15 protein-coding genes are annotated in these 19,478 nt (G+C 53.2%); 9 read left to right on the top strand and 6 right to left on the bottom strand.

What is annotated here, in order from left to right:
* The 3 genes from CMQ96_RS00005 to CMQ96_RS00015 all read right to left on the bottom strand — a co-directional run.
* Positions 1-825: ABC transporter ATP-binding protein (locus CMQ96_RS00005; protein ID WP_098065600.1), on the bottom strand; the 825-nt coding region annotated here is incomplete at its 3' end.
* Positions 818-2,587, bottom strand: a complete 1,770-nt coding sequence (locus CMQ96_RS00010) for an iron ABC transporter permease (RefSeq protein WP_024357940.1) — start codon at positions 2,585-2,587, stop codon at positions 818-820. The genes CMQ96_RS00005 and CMQ96_RS00010, both read right to left, overlap by 8 nt.
* A 71-nt stretch (positions 2,588-2,658) precedes the next feature.
* Positions 2,659-3,747: an ABC transporter substrate-binding protein gene (locus CMQ96_RS00015; protein ID WP_004136699.1), complete on the bottom strand. Its 1,089-nt coding sequence runs from the start codon at positions 3,745-3,747 to the stop codon at positions 2,659-2,661.
* A gap of 548 nt (positions 3,748-4,295) precedes the next feature.
* Here CMQ96_RS00015 and ptsP (CMQ96_RS00020) point away from each other — a divergent pair.
* Genes ptsP (CMQ96_RS00020) through CMQ96_RS00035 form a run of 4 tightly spaced genes read left to right on the top strand, consistent with a single transcriptional unit; the run spans position 4,296 to position 9,082 of the window.
* Positions 4,296-6,797, top strand: coding sequence for a phosphoenolpyruvate--protein phosphotransferase (gene ptsP / locus CMQ96_RS00020; RefSeq protein ID WP_098065602.1), 2,502 nt, complete (start codon positions 4,296-4,298; stop codon positions 6,795-6,797).
* Between the two features lie 23 nt (positions 6,798-6,820).
* Positions 6,821-7,840 (top strand): PTS fructose transporter subunit IIC, encoded by a 1,020-nt coding sequence (locus tag CMQ96_RS00025; protein WP_098065604.1) that lies wholly within the window; start codon positions 6,821-6,823, stop codon positions 7,838-7,840.
* 1 nt (position 7,841) lies between these two features.
* Positions 7,842-8,696, top strand: coding sequence for an AraC family transcriptional regulator (locus CMQ96_RS00030; protein WP_098065606.1), 855 nt, complete (start codon positions 7,842-7,844; stop codon positions 8,694-8,696).
* Positions 8,693-9,082: a PTS fructose transporter subunit IIB gene (locus CMQ96_RS00035; RefSeq protein WP_024357935.1), complete on the top strand. Its 390-nt coding sequence runs from the start codon at positions 8,693-8,695 to the stop codon at positions 9,080-9,082. Before CMQ96_RS00030 ends, CMQ96_RS00035 begins: the two co-directional genes overlap by 4 nt.
* Before the next feature lie 81 nt (positions 9,083-9,163).
* Here CMQ96_RS00035 and CMQ96_RS00040 read toward each other — a convergent pair whose 3' ends face one another.
* From CMQ96_RS00040 to CMQ96_RS00050, 3 genes are read right to left on the bottom strand one after another with little or no spacing between them, the layout of a single operon-like run.
* A complete protein-coding gene (locus CMQ96_RS00040; RefSeq protein WP_098065608.1) occupies positions 9,164-9,904 on the bottom strand; it encodes a phosphatase in 741 nt (246 codons plus the stop codon).
* Between the two features lie 55 nt (positions 9,905-9,959).
* Positions 9,960-11,954 (bottom strand): transketolase, encoded by a 1,995-nt coding sequence (gene tkt, locus CMQ96_RS00045; RefSeq protein ID WP_098065610.1) that lies wholly within the window; start codon positions 11,952-11,954, stop codon positions 9,960-9,962.
* The gene (locus CMQ96_RS00050) at positions 11,955-12,620 is read right to left on the bottom strand and encodes an HAD-IA family hydrolase (protein ID WP_098065612.1); all 666 of its coding nucleotides are present in this window, start codon (positions 12,618-12,620) and stop codon (positions 11,955-11,957) included. It lies immediately after the preceding gene.
* A 336-nt stretch (positions 12,621-12,956) separates the two neighbouring features.
* Here CMQ96_RS00050 and ptsP (CMQ96_RS00055) point away from each other — a divergent pair, with 336 nt between their 5' ends.
* The 5 genes from ptsP (CMQ96_RS00055) (at position 12,957) to tal (ending at position 19,399) form a co-directional block, all read left to right on the top strand.
* The gene (gene ptsP, locus CMQ96_RS00055; protein ID WP_098065797.1) at positions 12,957-15,467 is read left to right on the top strand and encodes a phosphoenolpyruvate--protein phosphotransferase; all 2,511 of its coding nucleotides are present in this window, start codon (positions 12,957-12,959) and stop codon (positions 15,465-15,467) included.
* 44 nt (positions 15,468-15,511) lie between these two features.
* The gene (locus CMQ96_RS00060; protein ID WP_024357930.1) at positions 15,512-15,832 is read left to right on the top strand and encodes a PTS fructose transporter subunit IIB; all 321 of its coding nucleotides are present in this window, start codon (positions 15,512-15,514) and stop codon (positions 15,830-15,832) included.
* A 163-nt stretch (positions 15,833-15,995) separates the two neighbouring features.
* The gene (locus CMQ96_RS00065; RefSeq protein WP_098065614.1) at positions 15,996-17,099 is read left to right on the top strand and encodes a PTS fructose transporter subunit IIC; all 1,104 of its coding nucleotides are present in this window, start codon (positions 15,996-15,998) and stop codon (positions 17,097-17,099) included.
* Between the two features lie 9 nt (positions 17,100-17,108).
* The gene (locus CMQ96_RS00070) at positions 17,109-18,362 is read left to right on the top strand and encodes a class II D-tagatose-bisphosphate aldolase non-catalytic subunit (protein WP_024357928.1); all 1,254 of its coding nucleotides are present in this window, start codon (positions 17,109-17,111) and stop codon (positions 18,360-18,362) included.
* 86 nt (positions 18,363-18,448) lie between these two features.
* The gene (tal, locus tag CMQ96_RS00075) at positions 18,449-19,399 is read left to right on the top strand and encodes a transaldolase (RefSeq protein ID WP_024357927.1); all 951 of its coding nucleotides are present in this window, start codon (positions 18,449-18,451) and stop codon (positions 19,397-19,399) included.
* Positions 19,400-19,478: the final 79 nt, after the last annotated feature.

The raw sequence follows: 19,478 nt of genomic DNA on the forward strand, positions 1-19,478 counted from the left end.
GACCCCTTCCCCCGCCATTCCCCAGAGCGCCCAACTGGCCCCCTCAATGCGCGCCCGACCGTTCTCCAGCGCGCTAACGGTGCCATGCAGGCGATTATTACTGCCCATAAACTCGGCGGCAAACAGCGTTTTCGGGCTGCCGTACATCTCCTGCGGGGTGCCCTGCTGCTCGATCACGCCGTTATTAAGCAGCAGAATGCGATCGGAAATCGCCATCGCCTCATTCTGATCGTGCGTGACCATCAGCGCCGACAGTCCCAGCTTGACGATCAGCTCGCGCAAAAAGACCCGCGCTTCTTCCCGCAGCTTGGCGTCCAGATTCGACAGCGGTTCATCCAGCAGGATCACCGGCGGGTTGTAAACCAGCGCCCTGCCGATGGCCACGCGCTGCTGCTGTCCTCCGGAGAGCTGATGCGGATGGCGATTGCCAAGATGCCCCAGCCCCAGCTGTTCAAGTACGGTCTGGACCCGCTGCTTGATCTCCGCGGCGGCAACCTTACGCAGCTTCAGCGGGTAAGCGACGTTTTCAAACACTGTTTTATGCGGCCACAGCGCGTAGGACTGAAACACCAGCCCCAGGTTGCGCTCCTCGGCCGGAATTTCGCTACGCGGGTTGCCGTCATAGACGCGGGATTTTCCAATGGTGATAATGCCGCCGGTCGGCTTCTCCAGCCCGGCGACCGCCCGCAGCAGCGTGGTTTTTCCGCTACCCGATGGCCCGAGCAGCGACACCACCTCTCCCCGCTTCAGTTCCATGGACACGCCCTTAAGCACCGGATTATCGCCGTAGGTCAGATGCAGGTTTTCTACCGATAATTCAATCATGTAATTTCACTCCAAAGCGCAGCGCGATACCCAGCCCCACGACCACCAGCAGGATATTGATGAAGGAGAGCGCGGCGACAATATCGATAGCCCCCGCCGCCCACAGCGAGACCAGCATCGAACCGATCGTTTCGGTTCCGGGCGAAAGCAGATAAACCCCGGTTGAGTATTCGCGCTCGAAGATAAGAAACATCAGCAGCCATGAGCCGATTAAGCCGTAGCGCGACAGCGGCACCGTGACGTGACGGGTAATCTGCCCGCGCGATGCGCCGGTACTGCGCGCGGCCTCTTCCAGCTCCGGCGCCACCTGTAGCAGCGTCGAGGAGATCAGCCGCAGGCCGTAGGCCATCCACACCACGGTATAGGCCAGCCAGACGCTAAAAATAGTATTACGCAGCGCGCGCAGCTGAACGATCAGGTGCTCGCGCAGCCAGTCCGCCACCGGCAGCGCCGAGAGCCAGCCGTTTTTCAGCGACTGATCGAGCCACATCGGCAGAAACAGAAACACCCACAGAAACGCCAGCCCGGCCAGCAGCCCCGGCACGGCGCGCGGTACCAGCACGCTGTAGTCAAGAAAGCGCGTGACGTTATCCGGTTTACGGTGCATGGCGATGCCCACGAACAGATAGCAGACCACCGCCAGCGCGCCGCCGAACACGCCAATCGCCATGGAGTTAACGATGGCGCGCAGCAGGTTCGGCTGCTGCCAGATGCTACGGAACGTCGCCAGCGAGAGCTCATCCCATAGCGAAACGCCTACGCCCCAGTTTGAAATAAAGGCCCGCAGCGCCACGCCGATCAGCGGCACGCCGATGGTGACCGTCAGCCAGGCCACCACCACAATCCCGGCGACCCAGCGCCATTTCCCCAACGGCAGCGCGCGGGCCTGGGACGCTTTCCCCTTCATGGTGACAAAGCGGTTGGCAGTGCGCATCAGGCGGCGCTGGAGCATTACCAGCGGAATGGTGATGCAGATCAGCACCACCGCTACCGCCGCCATCAGGTGATAGGAAGGGGTGCCGAGCTTGTTGGTCAGCTTATAAAGATAGGTCGCCAGCACCATGTTGCCCTCCGGGTCCCCCAGCACCAACATCAGGCCAAACACTTCCAGACCAAGGAAAAACAGCAGCACGCAGGCGTAGAGTATCGACGGTCGCACCATGGGCAAGCTCACCGCCGTCATCACCTGCAGCGGCGATGCGCCCACCGTGCGCGCGGCCTCCTCCACGTCCGACCCGACGCTGCGCAGGGCGGAAGAGATATAGAGATAGGCATGCGGAACGTGCGTCAGTCCGGCAATCACCACGATGCTGAACATTGAGTAAATATTCCACGGTACGAAACCGATCAGCTGTTCCGCCCATTGCGAAAAGAAACCTACCGGTCCGGCCGCCACCACGTAACCAAAGCCCAGCACCATCGGCGAAACGAAAATCGGCACCAGAATCAGCGGCTCAATAAACCGCCGCCCGGGTAAATCGGTGCGCACCATTAAAAAAGCGAGGATCCCGCCGAGGGGGATGGCGATCGCCACCAGACCGAAGGCGAGAATAAAACCGGATTTTAGCGCCAGATAAAAATCCGGGTCGCTAAAGATAAACGCGAAGGCTTCGAGGCTGAACGACTTCGAGCGGGCAAAAAAAGGCGCCGAGAGAAAGCTCTGCACCACGATAAACAACAGCGGGACATAAATCGCCAGCGCCGTCATCACGACGACGATACCGCGCGGCAAACCCTGCCATTTTCGACGTAAGACATTCATAAGCGATCCCTTTAAATCTGGCGGGCATTAAGCGGGCTGCGCATCCGGAAAAGAGGCGCAGCGCCGGAGGGTTATTTCGCCGCGGCGGTACGCCACTGTTTGATAAATTCCAGACGTTGCTTCGGCTCAAGATACGCCAGCAGCGTTTCATCGACCGGAATCGGCTTCAGCGCGCTGCCAAGCATTTTGGTCATGCCGTCAATATCATTTTTACCTTCGATATCATTGCGCAGGGAGGGAATATCGGCCTGGTTCGCGAGGATGCTTTGCCCCTTTTCCGACAGCACGTAGTCAAACCACAGCTTCGCCGCATTAAGATGCTCGGCTTCTGCGGTAATAAAGGAGACCCGGGAGAGCACCAGCACGTAATCTTTCGGATATGAGATGCCAAGCGAAGGGTCGGTTTTCGCCCGCGCTTCCGCGTAGGAACCGAGAATATTGTAGCCAATCAGGTTTTCACCGGAGGAGACGCGCTCCATCATCGTACCGGTGGACGATTGCACCGTCAGGCCGCCTTTCGCAATGCCCGCCAGATCGTTAAAGTAGTTAGCATCGGCTTTGCTGTCCTGCACCGCCAGCATAAAACCCAGCCCTGATTTTTCAATATCGTACGTGGTGACCTTGCCTTTGAATTTATCGGCCTGAGCGGAGATAAGCTTCGCCAGCGCGGTATGCGAGTCCGGAACATCACCCTGCGGGATCAGCCGTTTATTATAGATAAAGACCACCGGCTCGTAGGTCGTGCCGTAAGCTTTTTGTTGCCAGACCGCCCATTTTGGCAGCTTATCCCGCTCCGGCGAGGCGTACTCTTCGGCGTATTCGGTGGCAAGCTTCAGCGCCGTATCCATGGAAGAGCTCCAGACCACATCGCCGCTGCCGCCGCCCGCCGCCTGTTCGCTGATATAACGGTTGTACAATTCGGTACTGTTCATATCGTTATATTCAACTTTAATGCCGGGATATTGCGCCTCAAAGCCTTTAATTAACGGGCCTGCGGCCTTGGTATCGGTCGTTGAATAGATAACCACTTTGCCTTCTTTAATCCCGGCATCCACCACTTTTTGATAATCCGCCGGGTAGCCCTCAGGGACTGTGGCAAGAACCTGACCGGAGAATATTGCCGTCAGTGAAATCATTAACCCACTAATTTTCATATACATAAAATCAACCTTTAGGTATCAATTATTAAACGTAATTTTAACATATAGCGGGACGCCAGAGCCTTGCAACGCCGGATTTTGTTTTTTTACGGCTTTTGTGACGCTGGCGTAATTTAAAGGAAGATTCGCGGGATAAAGCGAAAGCGATTAACGCTCTGCGGCGGGAATATTAAGAAAACATTAAGTCCCTCTATTTTATCGGTTATCGAATATGGCGTTTCATTAAATACCAAAATACAACCCGGGGCACATGCCCACAAAAACCATCCAGTGAATATCAGCCGGGTTAAATAATGTCGAACACCGCTTAAATTTTGTGACCTGGCTCGCAAACTACTCTTTAAATGCCGCAAAAAAAAAGCAACTTAAATCAAAGAACTAAAACAAAATCGCCGCGGTGGTAAATATGACAATAGTCACAAAATCACAATCAGGTCATTTTTTTTAAGTAAAGGTGACTTTTTTACTATGTCATCGCTATAACGAACAGGGAAAGATATCAGGAGCGGTGAATAAATTGACGGGTACAGAAGCGTTCAGGAGTCGACATGCCGGTGGTTATAACCTACAAATGCGTGCTAAACGAAGGTATTCATGCCCGGCCAGCGGGTTATATCGCGCGGCTATGTAACCTCTTCCAGGCTGCGATCGACTGGGAAAACACCCGCACGGCGCTGAAAGCTAATGCGAAAAGCGCCCTTTCGTTGATTGCCAGCGACACGCTGCTCAATGATGAATGCCGAATCACCCTGAGCGGCGAAGATGAACAGCAGGCCGCGGCCCAGCTACGCGCACTGCTTTCCGATCTTCCCTCATTCACCCTTGAGCAGGAATCGGTGACAACCCAGGGCTATCTGCCCCGTTGTCTGCGCGAGCTCAATCCGCAGGTTATTCAAGGATGTCGTATTAATAAAGGCGCCGCAATTGCAAAACCGCAGGTTATTCAGGGTCTGACGTTCGACGATCTCATCGACGCCAATCCAGGTTTTATCGGCAGTATCGAATACGAAAAGGACCGTTTTCATACAGGGCTCGCATCGCTACGCGCAGAGAAAGAGGCTGCTCTTGGGCAGACCCAAGGCATTGAGCACGACCTGATGGCGGCGCATCTATCGCTGATAACCGACATGACCTTTCAGGATAACGCAGTCGGATATCTTAATGAGCGGATGAATGCCTGGTCAGCTATCGCTCGGGCGTCGCTCGACATTTGCCACCAGCTTGAGAATTCGTCCAGCCGTTATCTGCAGGAGCGCGCGCTGGATATACTCGATATCGCAGCGCAGCTTATCAGCGCGGTTTATGGTGAACAGGCTCTGGCGTCTCGTCCGATCGCGTTAAATGAACCGGTAATTGTGTTCGCCAACAACCTGACCCCCAGCCAATTTCTGGCGCTCGACCGCAGCCAGCTTGCAGGCCTGGTGCTGTCATCGATGGGTAAAACCTCCCACACGGCAATCCTGGCGCGATCGCTGGGCATTCCGACCCTGGCCGATATCGATTTTTCTAAGCTGGCGCTTGAGGATCAACAGCAGATCATTATCGATGGTGAACCGGGGATACTGATTATCCATCCGGATGAGAAGGTGCTGCGCTACTACCGTCAGGAAATTACCATCCAGCGGGAAATGCAGCGACGGCTGCGGGCCAACGCCCTGGTGCCGGCACAAACCCGCGACGGTCATCGCATAGAGATAGCGGCAAACATCGCAAGCCTTGCCGAAGCGCAGGCCGCCTTTGAAAATGGCGCAGAGAGCATTGGCCTGTTTCGCACCGAAATGGCGTTTATGAGTCGCGATTGCCCTCCCACCTGCGACGAGCTGGCCGCGCTATATCAGCAGGTGGTCGGTCTGGCGGGCGGCAAGACCGTTATCTTTCGCACCTTCGATATCGGAGGCGATAAACCGGTCGGTTACCTGAGTATCGGCCCGGAAGACAACCCATTTCTCGGCTTTCGGGCCGTACGTACCTATCCACACCATCGCGACCTTTTTGCCACTCAACTGAAGGCTATTCTTATCGCTTCTGCGACAGGTACAGTCAAAATTATGTTGCCGATGATCGCCCGGGTGGAAGAGCTTATCTGGTGTCGGAAGGTGCTGGAATCCGTCATGCAGGAGATGCGCCACGCGGGTCTGGCGTTTGATGAGCAGATTGCGCTAGGCATCATGCTGGAGGTGCCTTCGGTACTGTTTGCTATGGCTGAAATGGCCGAACATGTCGACTTCTTCAGTCTGGGCAGTAACGATCTGACGCAGTACTTTTTCGCCGCCGACCGGGGTAATGCCCGGGTAAAAGCGCTTTATGACAGCTATGCGCCGCCATTTTTACGCGCTCTGCAATTTGCAGTCAGCGAGGCCCATCGCCTTGGTAAACCTATCGGCCTGTGCGGAGAACTCGCCGCAGACGAAGCCATTCTTCCGCTGCTTGTCGGTATCGGATTTGATGAATTGAGTATGAACTGCGCGACAATTCCGCGGGCTAAACACGCGCTGCGCGAGCTTAGCCTCGCAGATTGTCGGCCGCTGGCGCAAAATCTGGTGCAACAGAAGAGCGCTCAACAGGTCAACGCCGCGCTACAAAAATCAGGCGCTAGCGCGATGAAAAAACCCTTGCTGTCGCCGGAGATGATTTTATGGGCAATTGACGCCGCTGATAAAAATGAGGCGATCAAAATACTGGTGGATAATCTGTGGCTACAGCAGCGTACCGACGCACGAGACCCGCTCTGCGACGATATCTGGGCCCGTGAAGTGCCCTTTCCTACCGTCGTCGGTTCGGGTTTTGCTATCCCTCACGCCCAAACGGACCACATCAAGGATTCTACCGTCAGTATTGCCACGCTCAGGCAACCTATTGCCTGGGGCGGCGTCATGGTGGATACCCTGTTCATGCTGACGATCGGCAAATCCGCGCAGGATAATGAGCACATGAAGTACTTCTCCACCCTGGCGCGCATGCTCATGAATGATGAATTTGTCAGCCAAATTAAAAGGGCGAAAGACCCGCAAGCCCTTTATCTGCTGATATCCAAAACGCTGGACTTCTGAGCAGCAAACGTTACGAGGCTGTCATGTTAAAACTATTAAAAAATACGAAACGACATTTTATGACCGGCGTTTCCTACATGATTCCGTTTGTGGTCGCCGGCGGCGTTCTGCTGGCGCTGGCGGTGATGTTCAACGGCGAAGCAGCGGTGCCGGACCACGGTTTTCTAAAGGCCATATCGCAAATTGGCATGGCGGGCTTAACCCTGTTTATTCCAATATTGTCGGGGTTTATCGCTTATTCGATGGTCGACAAACCAGGCATCGCGCCGGGCGCTATTGGCGGGCTGATGGCCTATCAGATGGGAGCCGGATTTTTGGGCGGCATGCTCTCGGGAATTATTGCCGGGCTGGTGGTTTATCTCCTGCTAAACCTGATAGCCTGGCTCAAAATCCCAAATTTTCTGCGCATGGTCCTGCCGATATTTATTATTCCACTGGTCGGCACATTCCTCACCGGCATGGCGGTGTATTACATTATTGGCGATCCTATTGCCGGTTTGATGAAGTGGCTTAGCGTCTGGCTGAGCAATATGCAGGGCGCCTCGTTTATTATCCTCGGCACCATTTTAGGCTGCATGATCGCCGTTGATATGGGCGGACCAATGAATAAAACCGCCTTTTTCTTTGCTGTAGCGCTGATCTCCACCAATCCTCAGCTGATGGCGGCGGTTGCTAGCGCCGTCTGCACGCCGCCTCTGGGTCTGAGTCTGGCGACATTTCTGTTTAAAGACGTTTTCACTGACGTGGAACGGGAAGCCGGGAAACCTGCGGTGATCATGGGGATTATGGGGATCACAGAAGGTGCGATCCCTTTTGCAGCGGCCGACCCAGTACGGGTAATCCCGGCAATAATGTTCGGCAGCACGATCGCGGCAATCCTCTCATTATGGTTTGGCGCGGCCAACGCCGCCCCGTGGGGCGGGCTTATCGTATTACCGGTGATCGGTAACCATTTTGGCTACATCGCTTCGATTATCGCCGGCACCATCGCCACCGCGGTGGCGGTGAAGGTTCTTAAAACCGTTATCAAACCGCGGACATAATATGGGCACTTTTATTCAATCTATTCTCAGCGAATTTAGCGCCGAGGGGGCAATAAACGAAAGCGTACTGGTGGCTAACGGTAACGCACAGGCCCCGGCAATGGCCTATCATCTTCACGTGCCACGCATAGAACTAACGGTAAAAGGCGCGCTCAGCATGCTGCTGCCAAAAGGGGTGGACCGCATTGTGAAATATGAACGTCCGGTCGGTACCATTACCTACATTCCCGCTAACAGCTGGAATTCGCCGCAATGGGAAAGCCCGGTTATTTGCATGTCGGTGGTCTTTTGGAAGCAGGACGTCGGTTTTAGCATCAGTAACTGGGACGGCACGCAGTTTAAAGAGGTGGAGAAGTACAATTTGCAAAATTCAAGTAGTACGGTTCGCGACAGGTTGCTCGACCTGGCCGAGTCGCTGGCGTGGTCGCAGGATAACACCGACGAGACTTTCGCCCATGTGATCTATGCGCTCATTAACGACCTGTTGTATCAAATTACGGATGGCCTGACTAACCCGCGAGGCCCGTTCTCTTTGCTGGACGAAATTAAGAGCCATATTGATAGTCACTACCACACGGACATTAGCCGGGAAAGCGTCGCCGAAACATTTAATATCTCGCCTGGCTATCTGTCGCGTCTGTTTTCGAAGGAGTCAGACGTGAAATTCAATGAGTATCTTAAGTTAGCCCGCATCACCCGTTCGAAAGCGCTACTAATCAATACCAATCTGAAAATTAACGAGGTTTCAGAGAAGTGCGGTTTCACTGATACCAACTATTTCTGCAAGGTATTTCGCGATATCAACGACTGTACGCCGCTTGAGTACCGGCGCAAAAATAAGGGAGTAAGCTTATGAGCACTCGTGCAGGAAGAGATGAAATCCAGCCCTTCTCCAGCGAACGGAATCTGCATATTGTGGCGGTGACCGCGTGCGCGACCGGCGTGGCGCACACTTATATGGCCGCGGAGCAACTGGAGAAACTCGCGAAGCAGTATCGCTTTGCGATCAAAATCGAGACTCAGGGCGTGCTGGGGCTTAAGAATAAGATTACCGATAAAGATATTTTCGAATCGGAGCTAGCCATCATCGCCTCTGATATTACTATCGATAATCCCTCACGCTTTGACGGTTGCCGTGTTTTGAACGTCTGTATTAACTCGCTGCTGCTTAAACCGACGGAGGTTATCGCTGCTATGCGTAAGTCTCTAAATCTGCCGCGAGGCAACGTTATTGATCTGTGAATCTGTCGCCCCGGTTAGGCGTCAGCCGCATTAAAACACGGGCAAGGCATACCCCCGATCCTTTTATAAGAGTGAGGGGGTTCAGTCCCCCAGCGCAGCAAGTTCAGGTATGTGCTTCGCTCCGCGCTGTTCCAGAAACGTCAGCACCTGTCGCACAGAGGTGTTCAGCACTCTGGATGGTGGAAAATCCGCCTCCGTTAGCACATGCTGGCAGGCGCTAAAATCTCCCAACGAAAAGGCGCTGTGCGAATCACTTCCTAACGAGAGCAGCCCGCCGCAATCACGCACGGCGGCGACAATTTTACGGCAGTTCCCCTCGCTGCCCTTTCGTGAGTGAACAAACGAGGCGTTATTGACTTCCAACGCCACATGACACGCTTTCGCCGCCGCCACAACTGCCGGTATATCAATCGGATACTCTGGGTTACCGGGATGGCTAATAATATGTACCTTTCCGCTCGCCATCACCGCAATCATCGCATCGGTATTGGTAATGATGTCCGCAGGGGTGAACACCTGTTTGTGGAACCCAGCGATCGCTAAATCCAGCGATGCGCGCATTTTATCGCTGCAATCAGTCTCGCCGCCGGGTTTGATATTGGCCTCTATACCGCGCAGAATCCCTACGCCATCGACAATGCGCGGCAGCACGCGCAAATTATCAAAGTGAAACGGATGCGGCGCATCAACCATTTCCGGGCCATGATCGGTAATCGCAATCAGGCGAATGTGGTGACGCAACGCGGCGGCAATATAATCGTGAACCGTGCTGTAAGCATGGGTGCTGGCCAGGGTATGCATATGAAGATCGACGGGATACATGTGATTCCTTCCCTGAATGAAAAGCGGCCCCTCAGGACGTAAGGGGCCGTACTGGTTAAGCCAGAAGCGCTTTTGCCTGCTGCAATACCGCTTCAAGGGTAATACCAAACGCCTGATAAAGCTGTTCCGCCGGTGCGGACTCGCCGTAGCTTCGCATACCAATAATCGCGCCGTTCAGGCCGACATATTTAAACCAGTAATCGGTTATTCCCGCTTCCACGGCGAGACGAGCGGAAACCGCCGGCGGCAATACCGCGTCGCGGTAAGCCGCATCCTGCTTATCGAAGACATCGGTTGACGGCATTGATACCACCCGCGCCTTTACGCCCTCCGCCATCAGCTTTTGCCACGCGTCTACCGCCAGCTCAGTTTCCGAACCGGTCGCGATAAGAATGAGCTGCGGTTGCCCTTCGCAATCCTTTAATATATAGCCGCCGCGCGCGATATCCTGCACCTGCTGCCAGGTTCGTTCCTGCTGGGTCAGGTTTTGCCGGGAAAAAATCAGCGCGGTAGGTCCATCCAGGCGTTCCACGCCATATTTCCACGCCACCGCCGACTCCACTTGATCGCAGGGACGCCATGTGCTGAGATTCGGCGTCAGGCGTAATGAAGCAATCTGCTCGACCGGCTGATGAGTCGGGCCATCTTCGCCCAGACCAATTGAGTCGTGGGTATAAACCATCACCTGTCGCTGCTTCATCAGCGCCGCCATGCGTACCGCGTTACGGGCGTATTCGACAAACATCAGGAACGTCGAGGTATAGGGCAGGAAGCCACCGTGCAGGGCGATGCCGTTAGCGATGGCGGTCATGCCGAATTCACGCACGCCGTAGTGAATATAGTTTCCACCGGATTGTTCGTTAATCGCCTGAGAGCCGGACCATAGGGTCAGGTTGGATGGAGCCAGATCCGCAGAGCCGCCGAGAAACTCCGGCAACAGCGGGCCAAAGGCTTCAAGGGTATTCTGCGAGGCTTTACGGCTGGCGATTTTTGCTGGTTTAGCCTGCAATTGTTCAATAAACGCCTGCGCCTTACCGGCAAACTCAGCGGGCAACTGCCCCTTAATCCGGCGGGCATATTCAGCGGCCAGCTCGGGGAACGCTTTCGCGTAGGCCGCAAACGCTTCATTCCATGCAGCTTCCTTCACCTGTCCGGCTTTGCGAGCATCCCACTGCGCAGCAATCTCCGAAGGAATAACGAATGGCGGATACGGCCAACCCAACGCGTCGCGCGTCGCCGCGACTTCAGCCTCGCCCAGCGGCGCGCCGTGGACATCATGGGTACCCGCTTTCTGCGGCGAACCGAAGCCAATCACCGATTTACAGATAATTAACGTCGGCATGGAAGCGATCGACTTAGCGACATCAATTGCGGCTCGTATGGATTCAGGATCGTGCCCATCGACTCCGCGCACCACGTGCCAGCCGTAGGACTCAAAGCGTTTGGCTGTGTCGTCGGTGAACCATCCCTCGACGTGGCCATCAATAGAGATACCGTTATCGTCGTAAAACGCCACCAGCTTCCCGAGCTTCAGCGTTCCGGCCAGAGAGCAAACTTCGTGCGAAATCCCTTCCATCATGCAGCCATCGCCCATGAAGACGTAGGTAAAGTGGTCGACAATTTGGTGACCTGGCCGGTTAAACTGCGCCGCGAGGGTTTTCTCGGCAATAGCCATGCCGACCGCATTGGCAATCCCCTGCCCCAAGGGACCGGTAGTGGTTTCCACGCCCGGGGTATAACCCACTTCCGGGTGACCAGGCGTTTTTGAATGCAGCTGACGGAAGTTTTTCAGTTCATCAATCGATAGATCGTAGCCGCTAAGGTGCAGCAGACTGTAAATCAGCATCGAGCCGTGACCGTTGGAGAGAACGAAACGGTCGCGGTTGGCCCACGTCGGGTTATGTGGATTGTGGTTGAGAAAATCCCGCCACAGTACTTCGGCAATATCCGCCATTCCCATTGGTGCCCCGGGATGACCAGAGTTTGCTCGCTGCACGGCATCAACGCTCAGCATACGAATAGCATTCGCCAGAATCTTTCGTGATGACATTTAAAACTCCCTCGAAATCTTAAGGAAAAAATCCGCCTCGCCCTGGCGCGTTACGCTCAGGCCAAGGTAGCGATCAATGGTTTGCCAGGTGTCGATATCATGAACGGTGGACTGACGGGTGAGGACTTCAACGACAGCACATCCCGCCTCGGTCGCGGAAAGCAGACCGGCTATTGAATCTTCAAAAGCCAGGCAGTTAGCAGGTGAAAGGTTGAGCCGGCTTGCACCAATAAGGAACGGTTCCGGGTGCGGCTTGCCCTTAACAATATCTTCGCTGGTCACCAGCACCGGCGGAGAGGGAAAACCGGCCCAGCGGATCCGCGCCGAAGCAACCTTCAGCGACCCCGACGTCACTATTGCCCAGGGCACCTGCAACTGCTCCAGTCGGCGGAGAAAATCCACCGCTCCGTCAACCGCGGTAATACCATCAGTGTTACGCGCCTCAAACGCTTCCAGCGCGGTAAACTCCTCAATAATGGTTTGTTCGCTGGCATCGGGCATAAAGTGGCGCAGCGTATTCAGGGCTGTCTTGCCATGGAGGTAATCGCATACCCCCCACACATCCAGCCCCTTTTTAGTAGCCCATAAGCTCCAGGAAGCCTCGACAAAATCCAGCGAGTTCACCAGCGTCCCGTCTAAATCCAGTAATATACCTCGAAAATTCATCGTAATTACCACGGCGAAATTAAAAGAATGTGCTTTATTTTGTACTCCATTAACCAGCAGCCAATAAATAGAAAGAAAGAGACGTTAGTAGCAATTGCGTGACCATAGACCGAATATTATTTAAAATGTGACCGCTCTCACGCCGGACCCAACAATTCAATTTCACGACTGCGATCACAAAATAATAATCCGGCCCTTTTATTCAAGCAAATGTCACTTTTTTTCTATTCAAAGCCTGCCGATGCTGATGAATGATATAAAACATGAAATGCAGGCATTCATACCTACAAAGAAAATTAATTAGCCCTGGCTAAAATATTATCGGGAGCAGCAATGATGTCAGAGATAATAACCTATCAATGTGAACTTAAGGATGGTATTCACGCCCGTCCGGCGGGACACATCGAACGATTGTGCAATACTTTTCAATCAGTAGTGTGCTGGAAAAATATTCGCAACGGCCTTCAGGGTAATGGTAAAAGCGCGCTCTCGATTGTCGCTACCGATACTTTGCTCAAAGACGCCTGTGAAATTACGCTCAGCGGAAAAGATGCTGCAAAAGCGGCTCATCAGCTTAGCGAGCTGCTCAAAAAGCTGCCCTCTTTCGAGGTGAGCCATGTGCAAGAAACCGCAGCGCCCACGGGCTACCTCCCGCGTTCCCTGCGGGAAACTCAGCTCAGTTTTATTCAGGGTTCATGCATCAGCGGCGGTATTGCCATTGCCAAGCCCGTTCGAATCCAGGGCCTGTCATTAAAGGAAATGCTGGCGCGTAATCCCGGTGGTGAATATTCTTCTGAGCACCAGCAGTGTCTTTTCCTGGCTGGTTTAGAAACGCTTAAGCACGAAAAACAGACAGCCCTGGAAATAAAAAAAGGCGTTGAGCACGATATTTTACAAGCGCACCTGTCCATTATCACCGACATAACCTTTCAAACTCGTATCGCCGCCGCCATTGCCAGCGGAGATAACGCCTGGGAGGCGGTCATTAAAGCGGCGATGGAATTTTGTGAAATCCTTAACCAATCATCAAGCAAATACATTAAAGAGCGCACCCTCGATGTTCTCGATATAACCGGACAATTACTTACTGCGATTTATGGCGCAGGCATACTGCCGCAGCGCAGCCTTGAATTAACGCAGCCATCAATTATTATCGCCGACAGTCTGACGCCGAGTCAGTTTCTCGCGATTAATAAAGAACACCTCGCCGGAATGGTATTATCCGCGACAGGCAAAACATCACACACGGCGATCCTCGCACGTTCGCTTGGTATCCCGACCCTGACGGATATTGATTTTTCGACCCTGGCGCTGAACACCGAAAGTAACATTATTATCGATGGCAATCCGGGGATCTTGATTACGACCCCTGATGAAAAGGTCCTGCGCTATTACCACAATGAAATTGCCATCCAGCAGAGTATGCAGCAACAGATGCGGGCTAACGTCCGCCAGCCGACGATTACACACGATAATCATAATATTGAGATTGCCGCGAATATCGCCAGCCTGGCGGAAGCCGAGGCAGCCTTCAGCAATGGTGCCGAAGGCATCGGGTTGTTTCGTACCGAAATGTCATTCATGGACCGTGAAACCGCACCAGACTACCGCGAACTGGCAGAACTTTACGGGCAGATTATGCAGGTCGCTCAAGGGAAGCCGGTTATCTTCCGTACCTTCGACATTGGCGGCGATAAACCCGTCGACTACCTGAGCATCGGCGAAGAAGAAAACCCGTTTCTTGGTTTCCGGGCGGTGCGAACTTACCCTCGCTATCGTGAACTTTTCGCCATGCAACTTAAGGCCATCCTCAGCGCTTCAGCTTTAGGCGATGCCAAAATCATGATTCCGATGATCGCCAACGTTGATGAAGTGATCTGGTGTCGCGAGGTCCTCGAAGAAGTCAAAAGCGCGATGCGCGATGAAGGCCTGGCGTTCAATGATGGAATCTCGCTCGGTGTGATGCTGGAGATCCCATCCGTTATCTTCGCGATGAGCGAAATAGCAGAATACGCTGATTTCTTCAGCGTGGGCAGCAACGATCTGACGCAATACTTTTTTGCCGCTGACCGTGGAAACACCCAGGTTGCGGCAGTTTACGACAACTATGCCCCGGCATTCCTCCGCGCTATGCAGTATGCCGCCAATGAAGCCCATCGCGCGGGCAAGTGGATTGGCATCTGCGGGGAGTTGGGCGCCAGCAAAGATTTTCTGCCGCTGTTCGTCGGCATGGGCTTTGACGAGCTCAGCATGAGCGGCACTTCAATTCCAGGCGTCAAACATGCCCTGCGGGAGCTGAGTTTCGCTAAATGTCAGGCGCTGGCCCAGGAGTCAGTGACCTTAAAACGCTCAGCTGAAGTCAAAGCCGCGCTGCGTTCGCCGGAGGTAAAAGCGATCGACTCTATGCCAATTCTCGCACCGGAATTTATTCTCTGTGGCCTGGAGGCCCGCGATAAAAACGAAGTTATCAAAAAGATGACCGACAATCTTTGGCTGCACCATCGCACCGATAACCGGGATCAATTAACCGACGATATCTGGGCCCGTGAGGACTCCTTCTCCACCGCCGTGGGCTATGGTTTCGCCATTCCGCACACTAAATCGGAGCATATTCACTACTCCACTATCAGTATGGCCACTCTTGCTGCGCCAATTATGTGGGACGATCAGCAAGTCGAAACCGTATTTATGTTAACGGTCAGTAGATCGGCCGATCCGAACGAGCATATGAAATATTTCTCCACGCTTGCCCGAAAGCTAATGAAAGAGGATTTCCGCAATGAAATAAAGCAAGCCGAAAACGTTACCGTACTCTACAACCTGATGGCCAATACTTTGGCCATGTAAAAAATCATATAAAATTTAGCCAAATAATAAATCAGGAGTCACTTATGAAAATTGTCGGAGTCGCAGCATGCATTACCGGAGTTGCCCATACCTATATGGCTCAGGAAGCTATCGAGCAAGAGTGTAAAAAAAGAGGTTATGCCGTCAAAGTCGAAACACAAGGCGGCATGGGAATCGAAAATGAATTAAGTGAAGATGAGATTGCTGAAGCCGACGTGGTTATTCTGGCGATTGCCATTGGTATTGAAGGCGTCGAGCGTTTTGAAGAAAAAGAAGATGCTGGGCTAGTTATTTCACTTAACCCGGCAGAGGTAGTACGCGATCCGGCTGCAATTATCGACAAAGCCGAGAAACTGGTACAATAAATTAAATTATCTGCTGCGAGTTTATTTCGACACTCGCGACCGGTGAATAATAACGTTAACTCAATTTCTGCGAGCGCTATATTTCGTTAATGGTGCCACGGCATAACAGCACATATATATCATCGCCATCCCGATAAAAATATAGCGTTCTGGAGGATCAACAATGTCGGAAAAAGCAAAAGCGATTAAGGACGATTTAGTTAAAGCGTTCAGTACCGGCGTGTCATATATGATGCCGGTAGTGGTAGTCGGCGGTATCTGTCTCGCGCTCTCGCTGGTGGGCGGCGAACCGGTCGCCGGCAAAGGCATGGTGGTAACCAATCCATTTTTATTAAACCTCGGTGCTATCGGAAGCGCAGGCCTGGGAATGATGATCCCGGTGCTGGCCGCCTATATCTCCTACTCTATCGCCGGTAAACCTGGGCTGACGCCGGGTTTAATCACCGGATTTATGGCCAGCACACCGTTGGGCGCAGACCATGTGGTAACCGGTTTTCTCGGCGCGATGCTGCTCGGTATTCTCAGCGGCTACGTCGCTAAATGGATAAAAACATGGAAAGTCGGTAAGGCACTGATGCCGGTTATGCCGATCATGATTATTCCCATTGTTTCAAGCGTCATTGTCGGCATGCTTTATCTGTACGTACTGATTGGGCCAATTGGATTTGCCATGAACTGGCTGGTATCCATGCTCTCAAATATGCAAGGAAGCAGCGGCGTTATTTTGGGGCTGATCCTCGGCGCAATGGCGGCCTTTGATATGGGCGGCCCGGTGAATAAAACCGCAACGGCATTTACCCTCGCGCTAATGGCCGAAGGGATTTATGGCCCGAACGGCGCTTACCGTATTGCCTGTGCTATTCCACCGCTGGGCATTGCCCTTTCCACGTTTATTTCCCAACGTAAATGGGCGGAAGATGAAAGAAGAATGGGAACCTCTGCCGCATTTATGGGGTTAATCGGTATTACCGAAGGGGCTATTCCTTTCGCAGTCAAAAACCTGAAGACCGTTCTGCCTTCAATTATTATCGGCAGCGCCGTCGGTGCGGGTCTGGCCATGGTTCACGGCGTCGAGTCCATGGTTCCCCATGGTGGATTAATTGCTATTGCTGGCGTCAATAAAGCACCGATGTGGTACGTCATTGATATGGCCATTGGCGTTATTGTCACGGCAATCTGCCTGCATATTTTGCGCCCCAATATTAGCGAGCCGGTAAAAAAACCCCCGGCTAAAAAAACCATCACTTCTGATATGAATAAAGCCTGAGGAATTAACATGAAAAACACAATGAAACAGTACGTCGATTATATTGTTAACGGCGGTAAATCCACGATGTTAGGAATTGGACCAATGTCTCCGGCATTAATTCAGGCTTGTTTTGAACTGGGTAAAGAAAAAGATCTGCCGCTGATGTTTATTGCCAGCCGTAACCAGGTCGACGCCGATGAATTTGGCGCCGGATACGTTAACAACTGGGATCAATTCCGCTTTGCCGCCGATCTGAAAGCCATGGCGGAAAAAGTCGGCTTTGACGGCGATTACTTCCTCTGCCGTGACCATGGCGGTCCATGGCAGCGCGATAAAGAGCGTAAAGACCATATTCCGGAAGCCGAAGCGATGGCCCTGGCTCGTCGCTCCTATCAGATTGATATGGATGCCGGTTTTGACCTGCTGCATATCGACCCGACAAAAGACCCGTATGTCGTCGGTAAAGTTATTGATATTGAACTGGTACTGAGCCGCACCGTTGAACTGATCCGCTTCTGTGAAGAGTACCGTAAGGCCAATAACCTGAAAGAGTTCTTCTATGAAGTCGGCACCGAAGAGACCAACGGCGGCCTGACTGACATCAGCGCCTATGAAGGTTTTATCATTGAGCTGAATAAGCGTCTGGCCGCCGAATCGCTGCCGCAGCCGCTGTTTATCGTCGGTCAGACCGGTACTCTGACCCGCCTGACCAAAAACGTTGGCCATTTTAATGATAAACAGTCCGCCGAACTTTCGGCTATCAGTACCCGTCACGGCGTCGGTCTGAAAGAGCATAACGGTGACTACCTGCCGGATGAGATCCTGCTGAAGCATCCAGGTCTGGGCATCACGGCGATGAACGTCGCACCGGCCTACGGCACCATCGAAACCCGCGCCTATTTAAAACTGGCGGAAGTTGAGAAAGATCTGGCGGCAAAAGGCTTTATCAAGTCAGCGTCTCATCTAAAAACCGTTCTCACCCGCGAGTGCGTCCTAAGCCATAAATGGGAGAAATGGATGACAGATGAGCACAAGAACAAGTCGGAAGAGCAGATCTTTAACGAACCGGAATTGTTGAAAGAAATTCTTGAGCTCAGCGGCCACTACAACTACGAAAAACCGGCGGTAGTCGCAGAGATGCAGACCATGTTCGCCAATCTGAAGTCGTTTGGCATCGAGCCTGAGCGCTACGTCATCAATAAAATTAAAGATATGATCCAGAACGAAGCCGAGTGCTTCAACATGCCAGGCCTGACCACCCGCGTCGCACAGGCTAAATAATCATTTATCCAGCTTAACAACAAGGAGCGGGCACCGCCCCCTCCTTGTTGTTTCCAGCTCAACTCTTGGAAAAACAGGTCATGGCGATGAATCAACTTGAACAACTAAAGCAGCGGACAACGATTGTTGCCGACAGCGGGGACATTGACAGCATTATGGCTTACCAGCCTGAAGATGCGACCACCAACCCTTCGCTTATTTATAAAGCGGCACAGCTTCCGCAATATCAGAAAGTGGTGAAAGATGCCGTCACAACGGTGAAGTCCCGTCAGAGCGGAAAACCTGTACAGCCGTCGGATATTGCCGATTACCTGGCCGTCAGTATTGGTGCGCTGATCCTGAAAAGCGTTCCGGGACGCATTTCAACCGAAGTGGATGCCCGTCTTTCGTTTGATACCCGAGCCAGCATTGCCAAAGCACAGGAAATCATCGCCCTGTATGCAGAGAAGGGTATCGGTAAAGAACGGGTTTTGATTAAGCTTGCCGCCACATGGCAAGGGATTCGCGCAGCAGAAATGCTGGAAAAAGAGGGTATCCAGTGTAACCTGACGCTGCTTTTCTCCTTTGCCCAGGCCAGAGCGTGCGCCGACGCCAATGTTTTCCTGATTTCCCCCTTTGTGGGCCGCATCTACGACTGGTACAAGAAAAACAACCCCGATACGACCTTCACCGTCGATAACGATCCGGGCGTCGAGTCGGTACAGAAGATCTATCGCTTTTACAAAATGCACGGCTATCGCACCGTGGTGATGGGGGCGAGCTTCCGTACGCCGGAACAGGTCCTGGCGCTTAACGGCTGCGATCGTCTGACCGTGTCTCCGGCGCTACTGGCGCAGCTGCAGCAAAATCAGGGGCCGGTGCCTGCCCCGCTGACGTATGAAGGCGAAATACAGGCGAAACCCGCGGCGCTGACTGAAGCTGAGTTCTACTGGGCGCATCATCAGGATGCGATGGCGGTGGAAAAACTTGCCGAAGGTATTCGCCTGTTTGCGCTAGATCAGAACAGCCTGGAGGCGTTACTGAGCCAGTATCTGTAAGATGACAGCATCCCGGGTCGGAGACGGCACTAAGGCGCCTTGCCCGGGCTACAAAATCATCAAACTGTTCCAGGATGGG

Source organism: Klebsiella sp. MBT K-1 (genome assembly GCF_002556465.1).
GTDB lineage: Bacteria > Pseudomonadota > Gammaproteobacteria > Enterobacterales > Enterobacteriaceae > Klebsiella > Klebsiella grimontii.

Bases quoted from the DNA above. Each gene is read 5' to 3' on its own strand.
- CMQ96_RS00070 (WP_024357928.1), top strand. From the start codon at position 17,109: ATGAAAAACACAATGAAACAGTACGTCGATTATATTGTTAACGGCGGT.
- ptsP (WP_098065797.1), top strand. From the start codon at position 12,957: ATGTCAGAGATAATAACCTATCAATGTGAACTTAAGGATGGTATTCAC.
- CMQ96_RS00015 (WP_004136699.1), bottom strand. From the start codon at position 3,747: ATGTATATGAAAATTAGTGGGTTAATGATTTCACTGACGGCAATATTC.
- CMQ96_RS00030 (WP_098065606.1), top strand. From the start codon at position 7,842: ATGGGCACTTTTATTCAATCTATTCTCAGCGAATTTAGCGCCGAGGGG.
- tkt (WP_098065610.1), bottom strand. From the start codon at position 11,954: ATGTCATCACGAAAGATTCTGGCGAATGCTATTCGTATGCTGAGCGTT.
- CMQ96_RS00010 (WP_024357940.1), bottom strand. From the start codon at position 2,587: ATGAATGTCTTACGTCGAAAATGGCAGGGTTTGCCGCGCGGTATCGTC.
- CMQ96_RS00065 (WP_098065614.1), top strand. From the start codon at position 15,996: ATGTCGGAAAAAGCAAAAGCGATTAAGGACGATTTAGTTAAAGCGTTC.
- CMQ96_RS00025 (WP_098065604.1), top strand. From the start codon at position 6,821: ATGTTAAAACTATTAAAAAATACGAAACGACATTTTATGACCGGCGTT.
- tal (WP_024357927.1), top strand. From the start codon at position 18,449: ATGAATCAACTTGAACAACTAAAGCAGCGGACAACGATTGTTGCCGAC.
- CMQ96_RS00050 (WP_098065612.1), bottom strand. From the start codon at position 12,620: ATGAATTTTCGAGGTATATTACTGGATTTAGACGGGACGCTGGTGAAC.
- CMQ96_RS00040 (WP_098065608.1), bottom strand. From the start codon at position 9,904: ATGTATCCCGTCGATCTTCATATGCATACCCTGGCCAGCACCCATGCT.
- ptsP (WP_098065602.1), top strand. From the start codon at position 4,296: ATGCCGGTGGTTATAACCTACAAATGCGTGCTAAACGAAGGTATTCAT.
- CMQ96_RS00060 (WP_024357930.1), top strand. From the start codon at position 15,512: ATGAAAATTGTCGGAGTCGCAGCATGCATTACCGGAGTTGCCCATACC.
- CMQ96_RS00035 (WP_024357935.1), top strand. From the start codon at position 8,693: ATGAGCACTCGTGCAGGAAGAGATGAAATCCAGCCCTTCTCCAGCGAA.